Genomic DNA, 20,679 nt, shown 5'->3' on the forward strand with positions numbered 1-20,679 from the left:
AATATTGTGTGATATTATATGGTTGAATGTAGAAAAAAATAGAAAATTAAATTATTAATAGATAACTACTTACTTTAAATTCTAGAAATTTCTATATTCAAATAAAATATGAACTTATGTTTAAGTAGGAGGGTACTATGAGATTTAAAAAAAGGATTTTAACACTCGGTTTAGTAGGTGCAATGCTCGTTACATCAGGATGTTCTTCAAAAAATGAAGGACAAGGGGGCTCATCAAATGGAAAGGCTCCATCTTCTATAACCTTTGTGGCAGGCGGTGATGCTATGAACTTTAATCCGCTTTATGCTAATGATAGGGTGTCTATGACTGTTATGAATGCAATATTTAATCCTCTTTACGTTATAAATGATAGCGGTGCAAAGGATTTTTATTTGGCAGATAGTATAAAGACTTCTGATGATTTTCTTACATATACTGTTAAGTTGAAGGATGATTTAAAATGGCACGATGGGAAAGCGCTAACAGCGGATGATATAGTGTTTACGGTTGAAGCTATCTGTGATAAAAATCAAAATTCACTTTATACAGACTCATTTATGATTGATGGAAAATCAATTCAAGCTAAAAAGGTAGATGATTCTACTGTCGAGTTTGTATTGCCAGATGTATCTTCTTCTATTGAAAGTGTAATTGGAGATATTAGACCTATACCTAAACATATTTATGAAGGTGAAAAAGATATATCTAAAAGTGAGAAAAATATGAATCCTGTTGGAAATGGATCATATAAGTTTAAGGAGTATAAATCAGGTGAACTTATAACTCTAGAAAGATTTGATGATTTTTATGGAAAAAAAGCTAATTTAGATACTGTAAACTATAGGATAATAGCTGATTCTAATTCAGCAAATGTAGCTCTGCAAAATGGAGAGGTAAATGCTAAATACGTAGATCCTGATCAAGTTGAGGAAGTAAAATCTAAGGGAAATGTAAATATAGTTACATATGATGAGGGAATGGTCGATAACTTAATATTTATGCAACAGTCAAATGATGCACTTAAGAAAAAGGAAGTGAGACAAGCAATTGCATATGGATTAAATAAAGAAGAGCTAATAAAAGCTACGTATAAGTCGGAAGAATATGCAGATAAAGCATACTCTCTATTTGCTTCAAATGCTATGGGTTACAGTGACGATGTAGAAAAATACAATCAAGATAAGGAAAAGGCTAAGGGATTACTTAAAAATGCAGGGGTAAAAAATCTAAAGTTAAGACTTGCATTTAGTACACATAAAAGTTCTCAAGAAGCTACTGCTTTAGTAATTCAAAGTAATTTAAAAGAAATAGGCATAGATGTAGAGTTAAAACCTATGGAAAAGAGTTCGTATTACTCAAAAATATACGAGCCTTCTACAGCGGATTTTGATTTAGCTATAAATGGATATGTAATGGGAAAAGAACCAGCAGATTATTCATCACTATTTATTAAGGATGGAGAAAATAATCCTGCAGGATATGATAATCCGAATATCGATGAGAAGTTTGCAAATGCTTTAAAAGAGATGGATGAAGTAAAGAGAAATGAAATTTATAAAGAGATTCAACAAATTGTTGTAGATGATATGGTTCTCTATCCAATTGCATATACAAAATCGATAGTTGCTTTAGATAAAAAATACGATGGAGCTAAGGAAGCAAATCCTGCTCCAATATATATGTTTAGAGATCTAAATGAATTAAAATTAAAATAAAGTAAAAATTTTTTAAAATAAACTAAATTATCGATTTATGATTTTAAATAAATTTTAAAAAGTTTTATAGAACAAGTCTTATAAAGTATGTTTTGTACCAAAAGATAATTTGGTTAAAATAGAGCAGTTTCAAGACTCTTAACTTATAATTATTTATTTTGCAAGAAATAATTATTGACTTTTACTATCAAAATGATAATATAGATAAAGAACATCGATTATCATTTTGATAGTCAACGCAATATTATATAAAAATAAATTATTTTATTAAACCGAAGATGTTTAATAAGTTAGGGGTATTTTATGAAATTTACAAAACGAATTTTAGCAGTGGGTATTGTTGGAGCAATGTTGGTTACCGCAGGATGCTCATCAAAAGGAGAAGTAAATGAATCAAAAGGCGAAAACTCGGCTCAAACTCAATCTATAGTATTTGCAGCTGGGGGAGATGCTATAAACTTTAACCCGCTGTATGCTAATGATAGAGTATCGATAACAGTAATGAATTCAATGTTTAATCCATTGTATTTTATAGATGATAATGGTGAAAAAGTATTTTATTTAGCTGATAGTATTGAGGCTTCAGATGACTTCTTAACATACACTGTTAAACTTAAAAAGGATTTAAAGTGGCATGATGGAAAACCTCTGACAGCTGACGATATTATATTTACAATGGACAGTATACTAGATAAAAATCAAAATTCACTTAATACAGATTCTTTTATAATCGACGGGAAACCAGTAGTAATTAAGAAAAAAGACGATACTACTATAGAATTTATTTTACCTGAAGTATCTTCAGCTATGGAAAGTGCTATTGGGAAGATAAGACCTATAGCAAAACATATTTATGAAGGTGAAAAAGATCTTTCAAAGAGCGAGAAAAATGCTAATCCAATAGGAAATGGTGCTTATAAATTTAAAGAATACAAATCAGGAGAGCTTATAACTCTAGAAAAATTTGATGAGTACTACGGAAAAAAGGCAAACATAGATACGGTAAACTATAGAATTATAGCAGATTCAAACTCTGCAAATGTAGCGCTTCAAAATGGAGAGGTAAATGCTAAATATGTAACTCCAGATGAAGTTGAAAATGTTAAGTCGAAGGACAATGTAGATATAATAACTTACGATGAAGGAATGGTAGACAATATAATATTTTTCCAACAAAAAAATGATAATTTAAAGAAAAAGGAAGTTAGACAGGCGATTGCATATGCTTTAAATAAAGAAGAGCTTATAAAAGCATCATACAAGTCTGATGAATTTGCAGACAAAGCACATTCTCTTTTTGCACCGAATGTAATGGGTTATAGTGATGATGTAGAAAAATATGAACAAAATAAAGATAAGGCAAAAGAGTTACTAAAAAATGCAGGTATTAAGGATTTAAAACTTACAATAGCATTTGGAACTCATAAGAGCCAGTTGGAAACAACGGCTTTAGTCGTACAAAGTAATCTTAAAGAAATAGGAATAGATGTTGAATTAAAACCTATGGAAAAGAGCGCATATTTTGCAAAACTAAACAATCCATCTTCTATAGATTTTGATCTTGGATTAAATGGATATGTAATGGGAAATGAGCCTAATGATTACGCTCCATTATTTATATCGGGAAATATGAGCAATTATGGTGGATATGAAAATAAAAGTCTGGATGATAAATTTACAGCTGCTTTAAAAGAAACAGATAAAACAAAAAGGGATGAAATTTATAAGGGAATTCAACAAACTTTAGCTGATGATATGGTACTTTATCCAATAGCTTATTCAAAATCTATAGTTGCACTTGATAAAAAGTATGATGGGGCAAAAGAAGCTACACCAGCTCCAATATACATGTTTAGAGATGTAAATGAACTTAAATTAAAATAGAAACAGTCTAAAAAATGGGCGATTGATTGTTTGTAGTGATGTATTAAATTTGTATGTAATGTTTACATGCAGTTAATACCATTATAAAATCGATCGCTCAATCACTTTTGTCAGATGTCATTTTATAAGAGATTTTAGACATCAACAGAAATAGCCAAAATATCAATGATACAAAAATATCAAAATAGGAGGATAGTATGAAGGATAAAATTATTAAAAGAGCTATAAGTATTATACCGATGCTTTTTTTTATATCGATACTGACTTTTACACTTATGCATTTAGCTCCAGGAGATCCACTTCAAGCATATATAACTCCTCAAATGAGTGCGGTAGATATAGAAAAAGTAAGACATAATATGGGACTTGATCAACCGATATTAGTTCAGTATTTCAAATGGTTAGTTAACACCTTAAAGGGAGATTTAGGTTACTCTATGGTTACACATAGACCAGTAGTTAGTATGATAGCCGAGAGAATTCCAAACACATTGCTTATAACAGTTGGAGCTTTAATTATTTCTATAGTTATTGCAATTCCTCTAGGGTTAATTTCAGGGTACAAAAAGAACTCACTTGTAGACAATGTTCTAAACGTAATTTCATATGTAGGAATTTCTATACCAAGCTTTTGGTTTGCAATGATACTTATTTATACTTTTTCGGTAAAATTTAATTGGCTTCCGAGTATAGGAATGAGAACAGCAGGAGTAAATACTATTTCGGATTTGATAAAACACATGATAATGCCAACAATAGTTTTAGCGTATTACAATTTATGTGTATTTACTAGATATATAAGATCAAGCACTATAAGTCAGCTTAGAGAAGACTATGTACTTACTCAAAGGGCGTATGGATCATCGACTGTGGAAGTTCTTTTTAATCATGTACTTAAAAATACATTGCTTCCAGTAATTACTATTATGGCAATGGCTTTACCACAACTTGTAACAGGCGCGTTTATAACTGAGACGATTTTTGGGTGGCCTGGTATGGGACAGTTAGGAGTTAGCTCTATATTTGGATACGATTATCCTGTAGTAATGGGCATAACAATTATTTCATCCCTGATGCTTATAGTGGGAAATCTGATTGCAGATATACTTTATCAACTTGTAGATCCAAGAATTAAGCAGTAGGGGGTAGAAAAATGTTAGAGAGATTAAAAGATAATTTAAAAGGAAACAAATTGGCGATGATAGCCTTTATAGTAATTTTTGTATTTTGTTTAGCTTCAATCCTTGCATTTCTAAGCCCGTTTGATCCAAATAAAATAAATATTACGGAGAGACTATTATCCCCAAATAAGACTAATATTTTTGGTACAGATAATATGGGTAGAGATTACTTTACTAGAACACTGTACGGTGGAAGAGTATCGCTTACTGTTGGATTCTTATCTATGCTTATTTCTACGTCAGTTGGAACCCTTGTAGGAGCTGTAAGTGGATATTTCGGTGGAAGAGTAGATGCAATTATTACAAGATGCTTAGATGTACTAATGAGTATACCAACATTTTTCTTGATACTTGTTATAAATTCATTTTTTGGATCGAGTATAAAAAATATAATACTAGTAATTGGTCTTTTAGGATGGATGAGCGTTGCAAGAGTAGTTAGATCTGAAACATTATCTATCAAGGAGAGGGAGTATGTTCTTTACGCTAAAAGTTTAGGGCAAAGACCTATGAAGATAATAACTAAACACATAATCCCGAGTATCCTTCCTACTGTAATTGTTGCAGCTAGTATAAATATAGCCAACTCTGTACTTATGGAATCTTCTTTGAGTTTCTTAGGTTTAGGAGTACAACAGCCTAATTCATCTTGGGGAAGTATGTTAAAAGACGCTCAGGGATTTTTAGCGGATGCTCCACACATGGCATTGTTTCCAGGGCTATTCATACTATTAACAGTTCTTAGCTTTAACCTGATAGGCGACACATTGAGATCTGTTTTTGAAGCTAAGGCTAATGAGAGATAGGTGATTAAATTGAATAATAAAAAAGATAAAATATTAGATATAAAAAACTTAAAAACCTCTTTTAGCACTAAAAGAGGAGAAGTAGAAGCGGTTAGAGATGTAAGTTTTGATGTATATAAAAATGAAATTGTAGGATTAGTTGGAGAAAGTGGAAGCGGAAAGAGCATAACTTCAAAATCTATTATGAGACTTATTGAAAATCCAGGATATATTAAATCTGGAGAAATTTTATTTAATAATGTAGACCTTATGCGTTTAAGTGAGAAACAGATGAGAAATATTAGAGGAAACGAGATATCAATGGTATTTCAGGATTCTATGACAGCATTAAATCCACTTATAAAAGTAGGTATACAAATGACTGAGATAATAATTAGACATCAAAAAGTAGGTAAGATAGAAGCTAAAAATATGGCTATGGATATTTTAGGTATGGTAGGAATACCTGATCCTAAGGTAAGATATGATAATTATCCTCATGAATTTAGCGGAGGTATGAGGCAAAGAGTATGTATCGCGATGGCAATTAGTTCATCTCCAAAGTTACTTATTGCAGATGAACCAACAACGGCTTTAGATGTGACTATACAAGCTCAGATTCTGAAGCTTATTAAAGATCTGAACAATAAAAATGAAAACTCTACACTTTTAATTACTCACGACTTGGGTGTGGTTTACAATACCTGTGATAGAGTGATAGTAATGTATGGCGGAATGATAATGGAGAAGGGAACAGTAGAAGAAATATTTAAGGAAACCAAACATCCTTATACAATAGGTCTTCTAAAGTCAATTCCCAAGGGACGAGATTCTAAAAAAGAAAGGTTGTCTTCTATAGAGGGAACTCCTCCAAGTCTACTTAATCCTAGTAGCGGATGTCCTTTTTATGATAGATGCGATAGGAAAAAAGAAATATGTAAGAATAAACTGCCAGATATAAAAAACTTGAGTGGTACTCACAGTGTAATGTGCTGGCAATTAGATGGAGTTGAGTAATATGGATTTAGATAATATAAATTTATTTGAAGTTAGAAACCTGAGAAAATACTTTACTCAGACAAGTGGGATAATAAAAAAAGAGACTAAAAGCGTTAAAGCAGTCGACGATGTAAGCTTTAATATTAAAAAGGGAGAAACTCTAGGATTGGTTGGAGAAAGCGGATGTGGTAAGTCTACATTGGGAAGAACTTTAATAAGACTTTACGATGTCACAGATGGTGAAATTATTTTTGATGGAGATAATATTGCAGGTAAAAGTGAAAAAGGGCTTAGAGATGCTAGGAAAAAAGTTCAAACAATATTTCAGGATCCATATGCGTCTTTGAATCCAAATATGACTGTCAAAGAAATAGTAGAGGAACCGCTAGATCTTTATTTTGATATGAGTAAAGAAGAAAAGGATAGTGTTGTGAGTGAGATGCTTGTTAAAGTCGGATTAAGTAAAGAACATGAAAACAGATATCCTCATGAATTTAGTGGAGGTCAGAGACAGCGTATTGGAATTGCTAGAGCATTAGCTGTTAAGCCTGAATTTATATTCTGTGATGAACCGATCTCGGCTTTAGATGTATCTATTCAAGCTCAAATAATAAACCTACTTGAAGATTTGCAAGAAGAGTTTGGGATTACTTATCTATTTATAGCACATGATCTGTCTATGGTAAGACATATTAGCGATAGAGTTTGTGTGATGTATTTAGGAAAGATTGTTGAAATAGGCACCAGTAAAGATATATACGAAAATCCAAAACATCCGTATACACAGGCACTTCTTAGCAGTATACAGACTATTGATAAAGATTTGGAAGAAGAAATATTAGAAGGAGATTTGCCAAGTCCCTTAAATCCACCAAGCGGTTGTAGATTTAGAACCAGATGTAAGTATGCAACTGAGAAATGTAAAAATGTAGAGCCAGATGAAAGTTCCTTTGGAGAAGAGCATTTAGTTTATTGTCATAGATATTAGATTAGATTTTAGTTTATAACAACATTTTATAAAAAGTTTTGTTCTACACAAATTTCAATCCTGTAGAACAAAACTTTTTCTCGTGGTAAGTTAAAATTTACAAGGGGGGAGTAGTTTGGTAAGATAAAGCTACTAAATAAAACTAAAAGATTAGATTAAGAGATTGTAGGGAATATATATATAATAAACAGATGGATTGGAGTGGTGAACTATGAAAAAACTTGCGACTTTTGCTGGAGGATGTTTTTGGTGCATGGTAAAGCCGTTTGATAAATACGATGGAGTATATAAAGTTGTTTCAGGATATACAGGAGGGTTAGTAGAAAATCCTACATATGATGAGGTTTGTGGAGGAAATACAGGTCATTTTGAAGCAGTTCAAATAACTTATGACGACGAGATTATGGATTATAGAGATATTTTAAATATATTCTGGAAACAGATTGATCCGACAGATGATGGAGGTCAATTCTTTGACAGAGGTTCTCAGTACAGAACAGCTATATTCTACCAAGATGGAGATCAACAAGAGATGGCTTTAAAATCTAGAGAGGAAATAGCAACTAGTGGTGTATTTGATAAAGAGATAGTTACCCAAATACTACCCCTTGGAGAGTTCTATAAAGCTGAGGAGAATCATCAAGAATACTATAAAAAACAACCAGAACACTATAAAATGCAATTTAAGAATTCGGGTAGATATAATTTTATTAAGAGTTACTGGGATGGAAATAATGTAAATAGAGAAGAGCTTAGAGAATCTCTTACGTTATTGCAATTCGAAGTAACTCAAAACGATATGACTGAAGCTCCTTTTGAGAATGAGTACTACAATAACGAAAGAGAAGGTATCTATGTAGATATAGTAAGCGGAGAAGTGCTATTTTCATCAAAAGATAAATTTGATGCAGGATGTGGCTGGCCTAGTTTTTCCAGACCTGTAGAGGATAGTAGCGTAATGGAGAAGGCTGATTTTTCACAAGGAATGTGCAGAACTGAGGTTAGAAGCACAAAGGCGAATTCTCACCTTGGACACGTATTTGAAGATGGACCAAAAGAACTTGGAGGTCTGAGATATTGTATAAACTCTGCTTCTCTTAGATTTATTGCCAAGGAAGATATGGATAAAGAAGGCTATGGAGAATATCTAAAATTATTAGATTAATAAAATTTACATTGAGATAGATATTAAATAGTATACAATTTTTTTGCTATTTGGTAGAATATATTAAAACTGTATTTAAGTATTAATTCTCAGTGTTATAATTGGTTTGTAAATTTAATAAATCAGTATATAAAAGAGAAGCATTGCTTCTCTTTTTAATTGTATATTGTATAGAGAACGGAGTGGTGTTTTGGTTACACAAAAATTGTACTACGAAGATCAGTATCAAAAAAACTTTACCGCGGAAATTTTAGAAATTAAAGAAGTAGACGGAAAATTTCATGTACTATTAGATAAAACTGCATTTTTCCCAGGTGGTGGGGGTCAGTTTGGAGATACTGGAAACATAGAAAAACACATAGTATTAGATGTATACGATGTTGAAGGGAAAGTCTATCATGTTGTTGAGGAAAAACCGATAAAGCTTCACAAAGTTAAGTGCAGTATAGATTGGGACAAAAGAGAAGATGGAATGCAGCAACATTTTGGACAACATATTTTGTCAGGATCATTTTATAAGCTTTTAAATGCAAATACAGTGAGTTTTCATTTAGGAAGTAATATAAGCATAGTAGATATAGAAGGATATTTAAATGAAGAAGATATTAGAAAGGTTGAATTTTTTGCGAATGAAAAGATAAGAGAAAATCTAAAAGTAAATTTTTTAACTCCTTCTAGAAAAGAACTTAAAAAAATGTGGCTTAGAAGAGATCTTCCAAATACTGAAGAGGAAATACGTGTGGTCGAGATTGAAGATTTAGATATAAATGCGTGTTGTGGTGTTCACCCAAGTAGCACAGGAGACCTTAGGGTTATTAAGATAAAAAGATTTGAAAAACATAAAAAAGCTACTCGAGTTGAATTTTTAGCAGGTAAAAGAGCAGTAGATTATATGTTACATAGAGATAGTTATCTTACTAGGATATGTAATTATTTAAGTTGCAGTGAAGAAGATGCGCTAAATGGAATAGCAAACTTAAATAAAAAATTAGATGAGACAGTTTCTAAAAATAAAAAACTGGAGGATGTTGTGTCTGATTATGAATTAAGGGATATGATTGATTCGTCTAAAAGAATAGGAAGTATTTCAGTAGTCACGAAATCGTATAAAGACGGGGATATAAAGTATATAAGCAAGATAGCCAATAAGGTTGCAGAGCATAAAAATAGTATAGCCCTATTCGCAGTTGAATTTGATGATAAGGCAAATTTAGTATTTTCATGTTCAGAAGATATTAAAGATAGAGTTCATATAGGAAATGTACTAAAAGACGCCATAACCCTTATAGATGGAAATGGGGGAGGCAGTAACACATTTGCTCAAGGTGGGGGAAGAAATAATGGAAATGTGGGGTCAGCGTTAGATTATGCCTATATGAAGATAGAAAAACTTTTTTAAAAGCTCTTACTAACTAGTACGAAAATAAAAACAGCTATTATTCAAAATTATTTATAATATAGTTTGATATAGTTTTAGGAGAGATTTATATGGAATTAGTGAGTAGGTATATTTTATACTTTTTCTTGTACTCATTCTTAGGATGGTTGTGTGAAAGTATATACTGTTCTGCTGGAAACAAGAAAGTAATAAACAGGGGATTTTTAAATGGACCAATATGTCCAATATATGGATTCGGAGCAATGCTTGTAATTTTTTTAATAGAAGGGTTTAGAGATAATGTATTCTTTCTGTTTTTATTTGGGATGTTTATAACATCAATACTTGAATACATCTCAGGATATTTACTAGAGACTCTATTTAATACAAAATGGTGGGACTATTCAAAAAGAAAGTTCAATATCAAAGGAAGAGTGTGTTTAAAAAACGCTATTTATTTTGGTATTATGTCAGTAGCTTTAATGAAAATTTTACATCCATTTATTACAGATATAGTGAATGATTTTTCACCACGAGTCACTATCGTAATATCTGTATTAGCAATACTTATAACTTCTTTAGATATGCTAGTTACTTTGAGAACTATGAACAAGTTAAGTATAAAGTTACAATGGCTTGATGAAGTTATTGAAGATTTAAGCAAGATAAATATCAAACTTGAGAGATTTGACGAAGAGGAAATTAGAAAAGCATTCTCGGAAATTAAGAATAAGGAAGGCCATATTCAGGTTAAGTTTAGAGAAGTATACAGAAAGATAGAAGATGTTAGAAATCAATCTATGCTTCAGAGAAGACTTATGAGAGCATTTCCAAATATGCAGAGCATGAGAAGAAGAGAGCAGTTAAACTACTATAGACAGCTTGCCGTTGCAAAGAAGAAAAAAATAGACGAAAATATAAAAAATAGATTAAATAAATTTGAATAAATTAATTCCTATGTATAGAGAAGTATAGTACTTTGGAGTTGATTAGATAATTTAATTTAAATACAAATAGGTAGAGGCTTATCTCCATTATTCAAGAGAAGCCTCTATTTTGTTTTATAAAAACATTTTAGTTTTCAGCTATTGGTATCCACAGTTCCATATAAGAGAAGAATAACACCTTGTCTCCCATACCTAAAATTATTCCGATCGCGTTTTCTTCAGGGACATAGTTTTCAAAATTACATTTCGTAGAATGAAGTTTATCCAGATATCTACAAGAGGATTAACAATTGGAACCTGGAGGAGTTATATTCAATACAATCAGTCACTTTTTCTATACATTAATATGATTCCATAAACTATTACCTCCATAAGTTAGTTTAATGATATCATTTAAAAAAATAGTTCTTGATGACAAGTGTTTTGTAAGTTATTATAATTTTAGAATAATCAATAAAATAAGGCTAACGATTTTGATATATCGATAGCCAAAATAAACTTAAAAATTAATATTTTGTATTAAATTACGGTCTAATATGTCATCAGACTGAAATATCTATTGGAACATATTTAAAGTCATTTATAACGCTAGAAAAAATGGTGCTTTCGGCGTATGAGTTAGTATCTTGAACAATTTCAAAGACAACAAGAGCAACAAGTAGTACAAGAAGTACTAAATAAAAAATTTTAGCATATATCTTATTGTAAGGTCTACTAGCTCTATTTCTATTGAAATTATTTTTAAATTCATTTATTGAAGAAAAGTTTATATAGATGTCTTTGTTATTCTTCTTATTCTTTTTAGCCTTTTTCTTTTTTTTGAGATCATCTCTTTTTCCGTTTTTAGGAAAAGGTATAACCTTAGGAGAATCACCTATTTCAATTTTTTTATCAGAAACACTATTATTAGTTGAATCATCATCTTTTTTTCTAAAAGCGATCGTATTATTGGCATTATTATTTTTCAAGATAATTTTACCTCCCCTGAATACTCCTTTTTAATAATATTACTACGAAGAAGAAAAATATACAATAAAATATGATCAAATTTATCAACAATAACAATATAACTGAGAAGCGATACCAATATGTGGAGTAATATAGATAAAAATAATATGTGAATTCTAAATATTTACTTAATATTTCGAAAATTTAAAAAATAATATTGACAATATTTAACATAAATAATAATATTATAATAATCAAATGAGAATATTTTAAAAAATTCTCAATCAATTGGATGTAATTCTCTATAGATTTATTTAAAAAATTTTAAAAGTGCAATACCATAAGGAGGGATATATTTGAGTAAAACAACTAGTAAATCAATTGATAAAAAAGAAAAACAGTACATAGCAAAGACGCAAAAGATTCCTTACTATCCAGTAGCATTTAAATCAGGTAGAGGAGCGATGTTATACGATTTTGAAGGAAATGAATATGTTGACTTTTTAGCCAGTGCTGGATCGGCAAATATAGGACACGGAAATAAAGAGTTGTCGGAAGCAGTAAAAGATCAGATGGATGACTTAACTCAGTATACATTGGCGTATTTTAACAGTGAACCTCCAATTAGGTTAGCAGAAAAGTTAGTTGAAATAGCACCTGGAGATAATAATAAGAAAGTTTTATACAGTGCAACCGGATCCGCGTGTATAGACGCAGCAATTAAGCTTTCTAGAGCATTTACAGGAAGAACAAAAATTATATCTTTATTCGAGTCATATCATGGTAGCACTTATGGCGCGATGTCTATTTCAGCTTTAAGTACAAATATGAGAAGAAAAATGGGTCCGCTATTATCAGATATATATCATTTTAATTATCCTACATGTGGTAAATGTCCATATTTTAAAGAAGAAGAGAGTTGTTCATTAGAATGTGTTAATGAAATAGAGTTTGCATTTGATCACTATTTGCCTTCAGAAGAAGTTGCTGCAATATTTATCGAACCGATAGCAGGTGATGCAGGAATAATTGTGCCTCCAAAAAAATGGGTCAAAGCTATAAGAGAGCTTTGTGATAAGTATGGGATAGTGCTTGTATGTGATGAGATACAGCAGGGAATGGGAAGAACAGGGAAATGGTTTGGAATTGAAAACTTTGATGTTGAAGCAGATCTGTTAGTTTTGGGTAAATCAGTAGGTGGGGGCCTTCCATTAGGGGCAGTTGTAGGTAAGACTGAAATATTAGAGAGTTTAGATGCACCAGCGCATGTATTCACACTATCTGGAAATACAACAGTATGTGTAGCTGCTTTGAAATCAATTGAGATATTAGAAAGAGAAAATGCTCTTCAAAATAGCATAGAAATGGGAGATTACATAAAGGCTGGATTTGAAAAATTAAAGGAAAAATACGATATTATTGGAGATATAAGAGGGATAGGTCTATCTATTGGCGTAGATATAGTAAAAGGAAAAGGATCAAAAGAAAAAAATCCTGATGCTACTACTAAAATATGCTATAGATGTATCCAAACAGGGTTGGTTATGATATTCTTAGGTCAATCTACTCTTAGAGTCCAACCGCCTCTTGTAATAACTGGAGAGCAAGTCGACAAGGCTATGAGGATTATAGACTCGGCTATAGATGATTATTTAAACGATAGAATCGGTGATGAAGTTTATGAGGTGACTCAAGGCTGGTAAGTGCCTGTTAAAATGGCTGTTGCCGGTTGTAGAATATACAAAATATGAGGTATGCTGGACGTCGAGTCGTATCCAGACAATACCTCATATTTTGTATTATTCTACAACTGATAACTGCCATTTTAACTTCCTTTTGATTAAGGCGAATGACATTTTAGTTAAGACCGTTTCAGTTAGTAAAATGATATGTATATCTATAACCGATAATAACCATAGTGTGACTAATTAAAAGTGGCTGTATCCAAATTTCGATATAGCCACCTTTGTAATTTATAAGTATAAATCTCTTTTTCCTTTTTTTAGCTCGACTAAATTATTTGAGACAATGTTTTTTATGTCTTCTCTTGCTATATTTTCTATCTGGGTTTGGATAAATTTTTCTCCTATGTTTTTTAACTCTTCGTCTCCGTAATCTATTAGATATTCCATAAGCGTTGTAAGGGCATTTGGTGTACAGACATTGTGTATTTGGTGACTTTTTGCTAAGCTCATAAATCTGTCTCCAGTTCTACCTTTTCTGTAGCATGCGGTACAATAACTTGGTATATATCCACTAGAAATTAAACCTTTTAGCATTTCGTTTGCGTCTCTGTGATCTCCGACTTCAAATTGGTCGATTACTTCACCGTCTTCGTAAGCTTTGTATCCTCCTACACCTGTTAGAGAACCAACACTTAGTTGTGATACTCCGTATTTTAATAGTTCGTCTCTCATGCTAGAATCTTCTCTTGTAGACATGATTATTCCTGTGTAAGGAACCGCTAAACGGGTAATAGCTACTATTTTTTTGAATAATTCGTCGTCTACTATGTTAGGGAAGTCTTCTAAGTTCATACCTTCAGCTTTTTTCAACCTTGGGAAAGATATTGTGTGGAATCCTACACCGTACTTTTCTTCAAGATGCTCATTGTGCATCATAAGTCCAAGTACTTCAAATTTGGGATCTGCTAGTCCAAATAAAACACCTGCACCGACATCGTCGACTCCGGCTTCCATAGCTCTGTCAAAAGCAGTTAAGTGGTATTCATAGTCATTTTTTATTGATTTTCCATGCATCTTTTTAAATGTAGGGCTGTGGTAAGTTTCTTGGAACAATATGTAGGTTCCGATTCCTTTTTCTTTTAAAAGTTTGTAATTTTCGACTGTAGTAGCTGCTATGTTAACGTTCACTCTTCTTATATTTCCGTTTTCGTTGTAAGTAGAGTATATTGCATCAAGTGCATCCAAAATATAGTCTATGTCGCAATTTACAGGGTCCTCTCCAGCCTCTAAAGCTAATCTTTTATGACCCATTTTTTCGAGGATTTTTACTTCTTCTCTGATTTCATCCATAGTTAATTTTTTTCTAGAAAATTTATTTGATCTGCTAAATCCACAATATGCGCAATCATTCACACAATAGTTAGAGATGTACAGAGGAGCGAAGAGTACAACTCTGTTTCCGTAGATTTCATCTTTTATTTGACCAGCTATATTGTATAGCTTGTCTGTTTGTTCTTTGTTTTCTATTTCTAATAAAATAGCTATATCTTTGTAAGTTAGTTTTTCTCTATTTTGTGCTTTTTGTAGTACACTTTCAATATCGTCTGTAGTTGAAGATTTTGCTTCTTTTAGAAATGTTTCTATTAATTCATGGTTTATAAACACTATAAACGCCTCCATTCAATATTATCTCCACGAGAATAATCTACTTTTAATCCTAAATGTTCAAGACTTATTTCTAGTTCTTTATGGTACTCAAATGCTTCTTTTCCTGTAGAAAGTTTGTTGTTGTAAAGAGAATACTGTTTCCTAAACTCTTTTGGTGATAGGTTAGGCATGATTACATTACATCCTGATTTTAGTCCATGTTTTCTCCCGTTTGGATCTATAGATGCAAGTGCTGTTGTTGCTGGCAGTAAGCATTTTGGAAGAAGTAGCCTAGTTATTGCAAGCATTAGAATTGTCTTTCTTAAATCTCCATGTTTATAATCTTTAAATTTTGTATCAATATGCGGGATAAATGGACCAATACCTACCATGTGAGGATTGAATTCTTTTAGAAAAACTAAATCACTTACTAGTTCATTGTCCGTTTGATATGGCGATCCAACCATAAAGCCTGCACCTACCTGAAATCCAATTTCCTTTAAATCATTAATACATTTCATTCTGTTTTCGAGTTTCATCACATCAGGGTGAAGCTTACTATAGTGATCAGTAGTTGAAGTCTCATGCCTTAGTAGATATCTATCTGCACCAGACTCGTAGTATTTTTTATATGAATCAATACTTTTTTCACCGATCGATAGGGTAATTGCACAGTCTGGATATTCTGTTTTGATACTGCTTATAATGTCTGACATTATTTCATCTGTAAAATATTGATCTTCGCCACCTTGAAGTACAAAAGTTCTATACCCTATTTCGTATCCTATTTCACAACATTCAAGTATACTATTTTTGTCCAGCCTATACCTTTCTACGTTGTTGTTTGACGCTCTAATGCCACAGTAGTAACAGTCATTTTTACATATATTTGAGATTTCAATTAATCCTCTTAAATATACGCTACTGCCATAATTTTGATGTCTTAAATCATCGGCTTTCTTACAGAGATAATCAAATAAATTTTCTTTTTTATTGTAATCAGGTTTATCAATATTTTCTACAAGAAAAAGTAGTTGATCTCGGTCTAAATTGTTATTAGTGTGGAGTTTATCAATCAGTAGCTTTACTTTATTGTTAGTCATGTATATTAACTCCTTCAAAAATTTCAATCGATCTTTTTAAAATTCCCTTCACATGGGCAATAAGTATTCCATAGTTGACGATTGGTACGTTGTGTGTTTTTGAATTTTCGATTCTAGATAACATTTCTTTTCTATTCATCATACATGCTCCACAGTGTACAACTAAGCTGTATTTAGCGATATCTTCAGTAAATGATACTCCCGAGCTAAATTCAAAAGTTAGGTCTTTACCTGACTTTTTCTTCAACATATTTGGTATTTTTACTCTTCCTATATCGTCGTCTTGCGCATGGTGTGTACATCCTTCTGCCATAAGTATTATATCTCCATCTTTTAAACTATCTATAGCTTTAGCTCCATCTATTAAATCCTGTAGTTCTCCTTTTTGACGGGCAAATAAGATGGAGAAAGAGGTAAGTGGTATATCCTTTGGCGTTTCTTTATCTACTTCTGAGAAAGCTTGTGAATCCGTTATTACTAACTTAGGTTTCTTTGAGAGATTGTTTAGAGTTTCTTTTAGGGTATTTTCCTTAGTGACTATTGGTATTGCATTGTTATCGAGACAATCTCTTATAACTTGTTGCTGTGGAAGGATAAGTCTGCCTTTTGGTGCAGATTTATCAATAGGCGTTACAAGTACCACGAAGTCATTCTCATCTACTAAGTCTGATACAAGAATTGTTTCATTTTTATCCTTTGGAATTATTTTGATAATTTCCTCTTTTATTTTATCTATTCCAATACCATTTGAGGCAGAAGACAAAATTATATTAGAAAAGGTCTTTTCTTTTATTTCTTCGAGCTGCTCATTTGATATACTTGCTGTGTCTGATTTATTTAAAACAACAAGATAAGGAATATTCTTAGCTTTAAATTTTTCTATTAAATGTATATCTTCTGTAAGTATTCCTGAATTGACATCTGCAACTAGTAATGCTATATCTGTTTTGTCTAGAATATTTAAAGATTTTTTTATTCGAAGCTCACCTAATTCGCCATGGTCATCAATGCCAGCTGTATCAATGAGTACACAAGGTCCAATAGGCAGTATTTCTATAGGTCTAAATACTGGATCAGTAGTAGTTCCTTTTACATCAGATACAATAGCGATATCTTGATTTGATAGTGCATTTATCAAGCTTGATTTGCCAGAGTTTCTTTTTCCAAATATACCGATGTGTGTTCTTACCGATTTTGGGGTTGAGTTTAACGACATTATTATCCCTCCTATAATTCTTTTTTTGATATGCTTGTTTTTACTAAAACATTAGGGATATTTCCAAGTTTACCAGTCAGATTGTTAATATCATCTAGATTTCCAACTACAACAATACAAATAACAGATACGCCTTCAGTTTCACATGGAATTCCCATACGGCCCTTTATAATCCCCTTAAAAGAGGAGATAGTCTCGTTAAATTTATGTTGTGATTTTTCTGGTTCCTCCAAAATAGCACTAATAACTGCGATTTTTTTCATATAATTCTCCTTAAAATAAAAAACTTCTCTTTAATCCAGAAAAAATCCGCGATAAAGAAAAGTTAGTAATTCCATGTATAAATCAACATATTTACTAAATTTCCCGGCAGATCAGAATATTCTTTTCTGGTAGGTAATCTATTTATTAAAGAGACAATTAACTGAAGAAAAAAATTAAATTTTTAACTAAAGAAAATTGATACTACATATATAATAATTCTATTTTATAGATTAGTCTACACTAAAATAAAATATAAAAAATTAAATTTACTATTGTATCGAACAAATGTATGGTGTATAATTAAGGAACAGATGTTTGGTAAAGAAATTTTCTTATATTCAATCGATTATTTTAGAATAATATGAATATAAGTGATAAATAATAAATATAATTAACTATAAATATTTTGAAAAGGAGAACTAATACATATGATGATTAAACCTAGAAAAATAAAAGATATTACACTTATGAATTTAGAAAACGGTGATGTTACGTTGAGCGAACTGGACGAGATATATAAAAAAATGGGATTTTTATTTGTGGTAAGTGAAGGAAGGTTTACTAGAATAAAAAAAGAGGTTCAGCATTAATATAAAATATCTACGATTTTGGATAACCTAACTTAGTATAACGAGAGATACTTTAGTTAGGTTTTTTATTTAATTATTCATCTATGTGAGAGGAGATATATATGAAGATAGTTACTTATAATATCCATAAGGGAATGAATGCAAAGAATAAACCAACACTTTTTAAAATAGGAAAGTACTTAAAGAAACAACGTTGTGATGCGATTTGTCTACAAGAGGTATTGTACCCCCAATTTTTGATACTTAAAAAACAGATAAATATGAATGGCGTGTTTGCAGCTAATGTTAAAAAGCCAGGGATGCTTTATGGAATATGTATATTTACACAAAGTAAAGATTTTAGCAGTCATCATTTCTTGCTTACAAGCAAAAAAGAGCAAAGAGGGGCACTTTGTCTAAGTTATGAAACAAATAAAGGCTATATTAATATAATAAATACACACTTGGGACTTGATAAAGAAGAGAGAAATATACAGCTAAATGAAATTATGGACTACACGAAATGTTTAGTTGGTAATAAAATTATATGTGGGGACTTTAATGAAAAAAATATAAATATTGGGAGTTTTAACGACACAGCAATTGAATCCGAAGAGCAGGAACAGGCTACTTTTTGGCCATCATGTTCAAGGATTGACTACATTTTTGTAGATGGTCAATTAAGTATAAACAACTATAAAGTAGATGAAATAAAATTGTCAGATCATTTTCCACTTTTTTGTGAAATTAGCAAATAAATGTAACAATTTAGTTACATTTAGCCAAAGGTGTTGTTAATGAAATTTTATTAAAATATAATCTAATTAGTCCTATAAAATTAGAATAGTTTTTTTGCATGATTAAAGAGGTGATTAAATGAGTGAAAGTTCAACAGAAGTAGAAAAACTCAGCAAGTTTAAAGAAAAGAAATTAGGAATAGTGCTATTAGGCATAGCGGTCTTATTAATAGTAATAATATTGTCCTTTAATAAATTTTTCCTATACAACGGTAAAATTGCAAAGAATGTATTTATTCAAGGGGTTGAAGTATCGAATATGACACAAGATCAAGCCCTTAAGACAGTAACAGATAAGTATGAGCCGAGAAACTTAAACTTAGAGTACGATAAGAAAAACTATAAAATACATGCAAAAGATATAAACTTAAAGTACGACATAGATGGAGCTGTTAAAGAAGCTTACAATATGACAAAGAAAGATTCTTATTTTGGGAATGTAAAAAAATATTTTGGTGTGCTATTTAATAAAGAAGATATAAACATCAAAACTAGTTTTGACGAAGCAAAGCTTAGCACTAAAGTTTCAGAAATAGCTAATGACATAAATATAAAAATGGAAAATGCAGCAGTGGTTATAGATGGTGGAATCAACTATAAAGATGCAATTACAGGTAAGGAATTTGATGTAGCAGTTAATAAAGAAGCTATTTATGAAAAGATAAACAAAAAGGATACAAAATTATTACATATCAAAGTAAATTTAAAAAAACCAGAGATAACATTAGACCAAGTTAAAAAGGTGGATACAGTTTTAGCTCAATATTCAACTAACTACGGTACTAGCTCTTACGGTAGAGCATATAACGTCGGATTGTCTGCTAGAAAGACAAGTGACGTATTACTTATGCCTGGCGAAGAGTTCTCTTATAATGGGATGACAGGCCCAAGTAATAGAGCTAATGGGTACAAAAATGCACCTGTTATAGTTTATGGTAAGCTGAAACAAGCTCCTGGTGGAGGTGTCTGTCAGACATCTTCAACAATATACAACACAGCTCTGTTTGCGGGAATGCAGATAACAGAGGTTACAAATCACTCAGCGGCATCTTCTTATGTTCCTAGAGGTAGAGATGCTACAGTAAGTGATGGAGGTCTAAACTTAAGATTTAAAAACCCATATAAGCACCCGGTATATGTAAAAAATACTGCAAACGGAAGTGTAATAACTTCTACTATATACGGAAACTCATCAGACAAACAAAATATAGGGATTGACGTTAAGTATAGTTCTGGAAAGTATTCAACTTATAGATACTTTAAAGACGAATCAGGTAATGTTATAAAGAGTGAACATATTTCTGATAGCAAGTATAGAGCATTAAATAAAAATTAATAAGTTTACGATAAAATAGTCAATTAAAAGAGTTCATTGCGGGTTGGAATCGCCAACTGTAATGAACTCTTT

At 31.4% G+C, this 20,679-nt stretch carries 18 protein-coding genes; 13 read left to right on the plus strand and 5 right to left on the minus strand.

Annotated elements, in window-relative coordinates; genetic code table 11:
- Positions 1-137 precede the first annotated feature (137 nt).
- The 9 genes from J2Z43_RS01135 (at position 138) to J2Z43_RS01175 (ending at position 11,042) form a co-directional block, all read left to right on the plus strand.
- Positions 138-1,715: an ABC transporter substrate-binding protein gene (locus J2Z43_RS01135; RefSeq protein WP_209455474.1), complete on the plus strand. Its 1,578-nt coding sequence runs from the start codon at positions 138-140 to the stop codon at positions 1,713-1,715.
- Between the two features lie 303 nt (positions 1,716-2,018).
- On the plus strand, positions 2,019-3,599 hold the full coding sequence (locus tag J2Z43_RS01140; RefSeq protein ID WP_209455475.1) for an ABC transporter substrate-binding protein: 1,581 nt from the start codon (positions 2,019-2,021) through the stop codon (positions 3,597-3,599).
- 197 nt (positions 3,600-3,796) lie between these two features.
- On the plus strand, positions 3,797-4,741 hold the full coding sequence (locus tag J2Z43_RS01145) for an ABC transporter permease (protein ID WP_209455476.1): 945 nt from the start codon (positions 3,797-3,799) through the stop codon (positions 4,739-4,741).
- Between the two features lie 11 nt (positions 4,742-4,752).
- Positions 4,753-5,586, plus strand: coding sequence for an ABC transporter permease (locus J2Z43_RS01150; RefSeq protein WP_209455477.1), 834 nt, complete (start codon positions 4,753-4,755; stop codon positions 5,584-5,586).
- A 9-nt stretch (positions 5,587-5,595) separates the two neighbouring features.
- Entirely contained in the window at positions 5,596-6,582 is a 987-nt protein-coding gene (locus tag J2Z43_RS01155) for an ABC transporter ATP-binding protein (RefSeq protein WP_209455478.1), read from the plus strand.
- Between the two features lies 1 nt (position 6,583).
- A complete protein-coding gene (locus J2Z43_RS01160) occupies positions 6,584-7,552 on the plus strand; it encodes an ABC transporter ATP-binding protein (protein WP_209455479.1) in 969 nt (322 codons plus the stop codon).
- Between the two features lie 211 nt (positions 7,553-7,763).
- Complete coding sequence (gene msrA, locus J2Z43_RS01165) at positions 7,764-8,717, plus strand: peptide-methionine (S)-S-oxide reductase MsrA (RefSeq protein WP_209455480.1); 954 nt, start codon at positions 7,764-7,766, stop codon at positions 8,715-8,717.
- 190 nt (positions 8,718-8,907) lie between these two features.
- A complete protein-coding gene (locus J2Z43_RS01170; protein ID WP_209455481.1) occupies positions 8,908-10,116 on the plus strand; it encodes an alanyl-tRNA editing protein in 1,209 nt (402 codons plus the stop codon).
- Positions 10,117-10,205: 89 nt separating this feature from the next.
- A complete protein-coding gene (locus J2Z43_RS01175; protein ID WP_209455482.1) occupies positions 10,206-11,042 on the plus strand; it encodes a putative ABC transporter permease in 837 nt (278 codons plus the stop codon).
- Positions 11,043-11,584: 542 nt separating this feature from the next.
- Here the strand turns inward: J2Z43_RS01175 and J2Z43_RS01180 are convergent.
- The gene (locus J2Z43_RS01180) at positions 11,585-12,010 is read right to left on the minus strand and encodes a hypothetical protein (protein WP_209455483.1); all 426 of its coding nucleotides are present in this window, start codon (positions 12,008-12,010) and stop codon (positions 11,585-11,587) included.
- A 336-nt stretch (positions 12,011-12,346) separates the two neighbouring features.
- Here J2Z43_RS01180 and J2Z43_RS01185 point away from each other — a divergent pair, with 336 nt between their 5' ends.
- Positions 12,347-13,693, plus strand: coding sequence for an aminotransferase class III-fold pyridoxal phosphate-dependent enzyme (locus J2Z43_RS01185; protein WP_209455484.1), 1,347 nt, complete (start codon positions 12,347-12,349; stop codon positions 13,691-13,693).
- Between the two features lie 270 nt (positions 13,694-13,963).
- Here the strand turns inward: J2Z43_RS01185 and hydG are convergent, their stop codons facing one another.
- The 4 genes from hydG to J2Z43_RS01205 are packed head-to-tail and all read right to left on the minus strand — an operon-like array spanning position 13,964 to position 17,904.
- A complete protein-coding gene (hydG, locus tag J2Z43_RS01190) occupies positions 13,964-15,340 on the minus strand; it encodes a [FeFe] hydrogenase H-cluster radical SAM maturase HydG (protein ID WP_209456338.1) in 1,377 nt (458 codons plus the stop codon).
- A complete protein-coding gene (hydE, locus tag J2Z43_RS01195) occupies positions 15,340-16,425 on the minus strand; it encodes a [FeFe] hydrogenase H-cluster radical SAM maturase HydE (protein WP_209455485.1) in 1,086 nt (361 codons plus the stop codon). The genes hydG and hydE overlap by 1 nt, the downstream gene beginning before the upstream one ends.
- Positions 16,418-17,641, minus strand: coding sequence for a [FeFe] hydrogenase H-cluster maturation GTPase HydF (hydF, locus tag J2Z43_RS01200; RefSeq protein WP_209455486.1), 1,224 nt, complete (start codon positions 17,639-17,641; stop codon positions 16,418-16,420). Before hydF ends, hydE begins: the two co-directional genes overlap by 8 nt.
- An 11-nt stretch (positions 17,642-17,652) precedes the next feature.
- Positions 17,653-17,904 (minus strand): TM1266 family iron-only hydrogenase system putative regulator, encoded by a 252-nt coding sequence (locus tag J2Z43_RS01205; protein WP_027702221.1) that lies wholly within the window; start codon positions 17,902-17,904, stop codon positions 17,653-17,655.
- 429 nt (positions 17,905-18,333) lie between these two features.
- Here J2Z43_RS01205 and J2Z43_RS01210 point away from each other — a divergent pair, with 429 nt between their 5' ends.
- The 3 genes from J2Z43_RS01210 to J2Z43_RS01220 all read left to right on the plus strand — a co-directional run bounded on the left by J2Z43_RS01210 (position 18,334) and on the right by J2Z43_RS01220 (position 20,607).
- Positions 18,334-18,495, plus strand: coding sequence for a hypothetical protein (locus J2Z43_RS01210; RefSeq protein WP_185748262.1), 162 nt, complete (start codon positions 18,334-18,336; stop codon positions 18,493-18,495).
- A gap of 101 nt (positions 18,496-18,596) precedes the next feature.
- The gene (locus J2Z43_RS01215) at positions 18,597-19,232 is read left to right on the plus strand and encodes an endonuclease/exonuclease/phosphatase family protein (RefSeq protein WP_209455487.1); all 636 of its coding nucleotides are present in this window, start codon (positions 18,597-18,599) and stop codon (positions 19,230-19,232) included.
- 118 nt (positions 19,233-19,350) lie between these two features.
- Complete coding sequence (locus J2Z43_RS01220) at positions 19,351-20,607, plus strand: VanW family protein (RefSeq protein WP_209455488.1); 1,257 nt, start codon at positions 19,351-19,353, stop codon at positions 20,605-20,607.
- Positions 20,608-20,679: the final 72 nt, after the last annotated feature.

Source organism: Metaclostridioides mangenotii (genome assembly GCF_017873185.1).
In the GTDB taxonomy this organism is placed as follows: Bacteria; Bacillota; Clostridia; order Peptostreptococcales; family Peptostreptococcaceae; genus Metaclostridioides; species Metaclostridioides mangenotii.

Bases quoted from the DNA above. Each gene is read 5' to 3' on its own strand.
- J2Z43_RS01215 (WP_209455487.1), top strand. From the start codon at position 18,597: ATGAAGATAGTTACTTATAATATCCATAAGGGAATGAATGCAAAGAAT.
- J2Z43_RS01135 (WP_209455474.1), top strand. From the start codon at position 138: ATGAGATTTAAAAAAAGGATTTTAACACTCGGTTTAGTAGGTGCAATG.
- J2Z43_RS01140 (WP_209455475.1), top strand. From the start codon at position 2,019: ATGAAATTTACAAAACGAATTTTAGCAGTGGGTATTGTTGGAGCAATG.
- hydF (WP_209455486.1), bottom strand. From the start codon at position 17,641: ATGTCGTTAAACTCAACCCCAAAATCGGTAAGAACACACATCGGTATA.
- J2Z43_RS01145 (WP_209455476.1), top strand. From the start codon at position 3,797: ATGAAGGATAAAATTATTAAAAGAGCTATAAGTATTATACCGATGCTT.
- hydE (WP_209455485.1), bottom strand. From the start codon at position 16,425: ATGACTAACAATAAAGTAAAGCTACTGATTGATAAACTCCACACTAAT.
- J2Z43_RS01220 (WP_209455488.1), top strand. From the start codon at position 19,351: ATGAGTGAAAGTTCAACAGAAGTAGAAAAACTCAGCAAGTTTAAAGAA.
- msrA (WP_209455480.1), top strand. From the start codon at position 7,764: ATGAAAAAACTTGCGACTTTTGCTGGAGGATGTTTTTGGTGCATGGTA.
- J2Z43_RS01150 (WP_209455477.1), top strand. From the start codon at position 4,753: ATGTTAGAGAGATTAAAAGATAATTTAAAAGGAAACAAATTGGCGATG.
- J2Z43_RS01160 (WP_209455479.1), top strand. From the start codon at position 6,584: ATGGATTTAGATAATATAAATTTATTTGAAGTTAGAAACCTGAGAAAA.
- J2Z43_RS01210 (WP_185748262.1), top strand. From the start codon at position 18,334: ATGATGATTAAACCTAGAAAAATAAAAGATATTACACTTATGAATTTA.
- J2Z43_RS01175 (WP_209455482.1), top strand. From the start codon at position 10,206: ATGGAATTAGTGAGTAGGTATATTTTATACTTTTTCTTGTACTCATTC.
- J2Z43_RS01205 (WP_027702221.1), bottom strand. From the start codon at position 17,904: ATGAAAAAAATCGCAGTTATTAGTGCTATTTTGGAGGAACCAGAAAAA.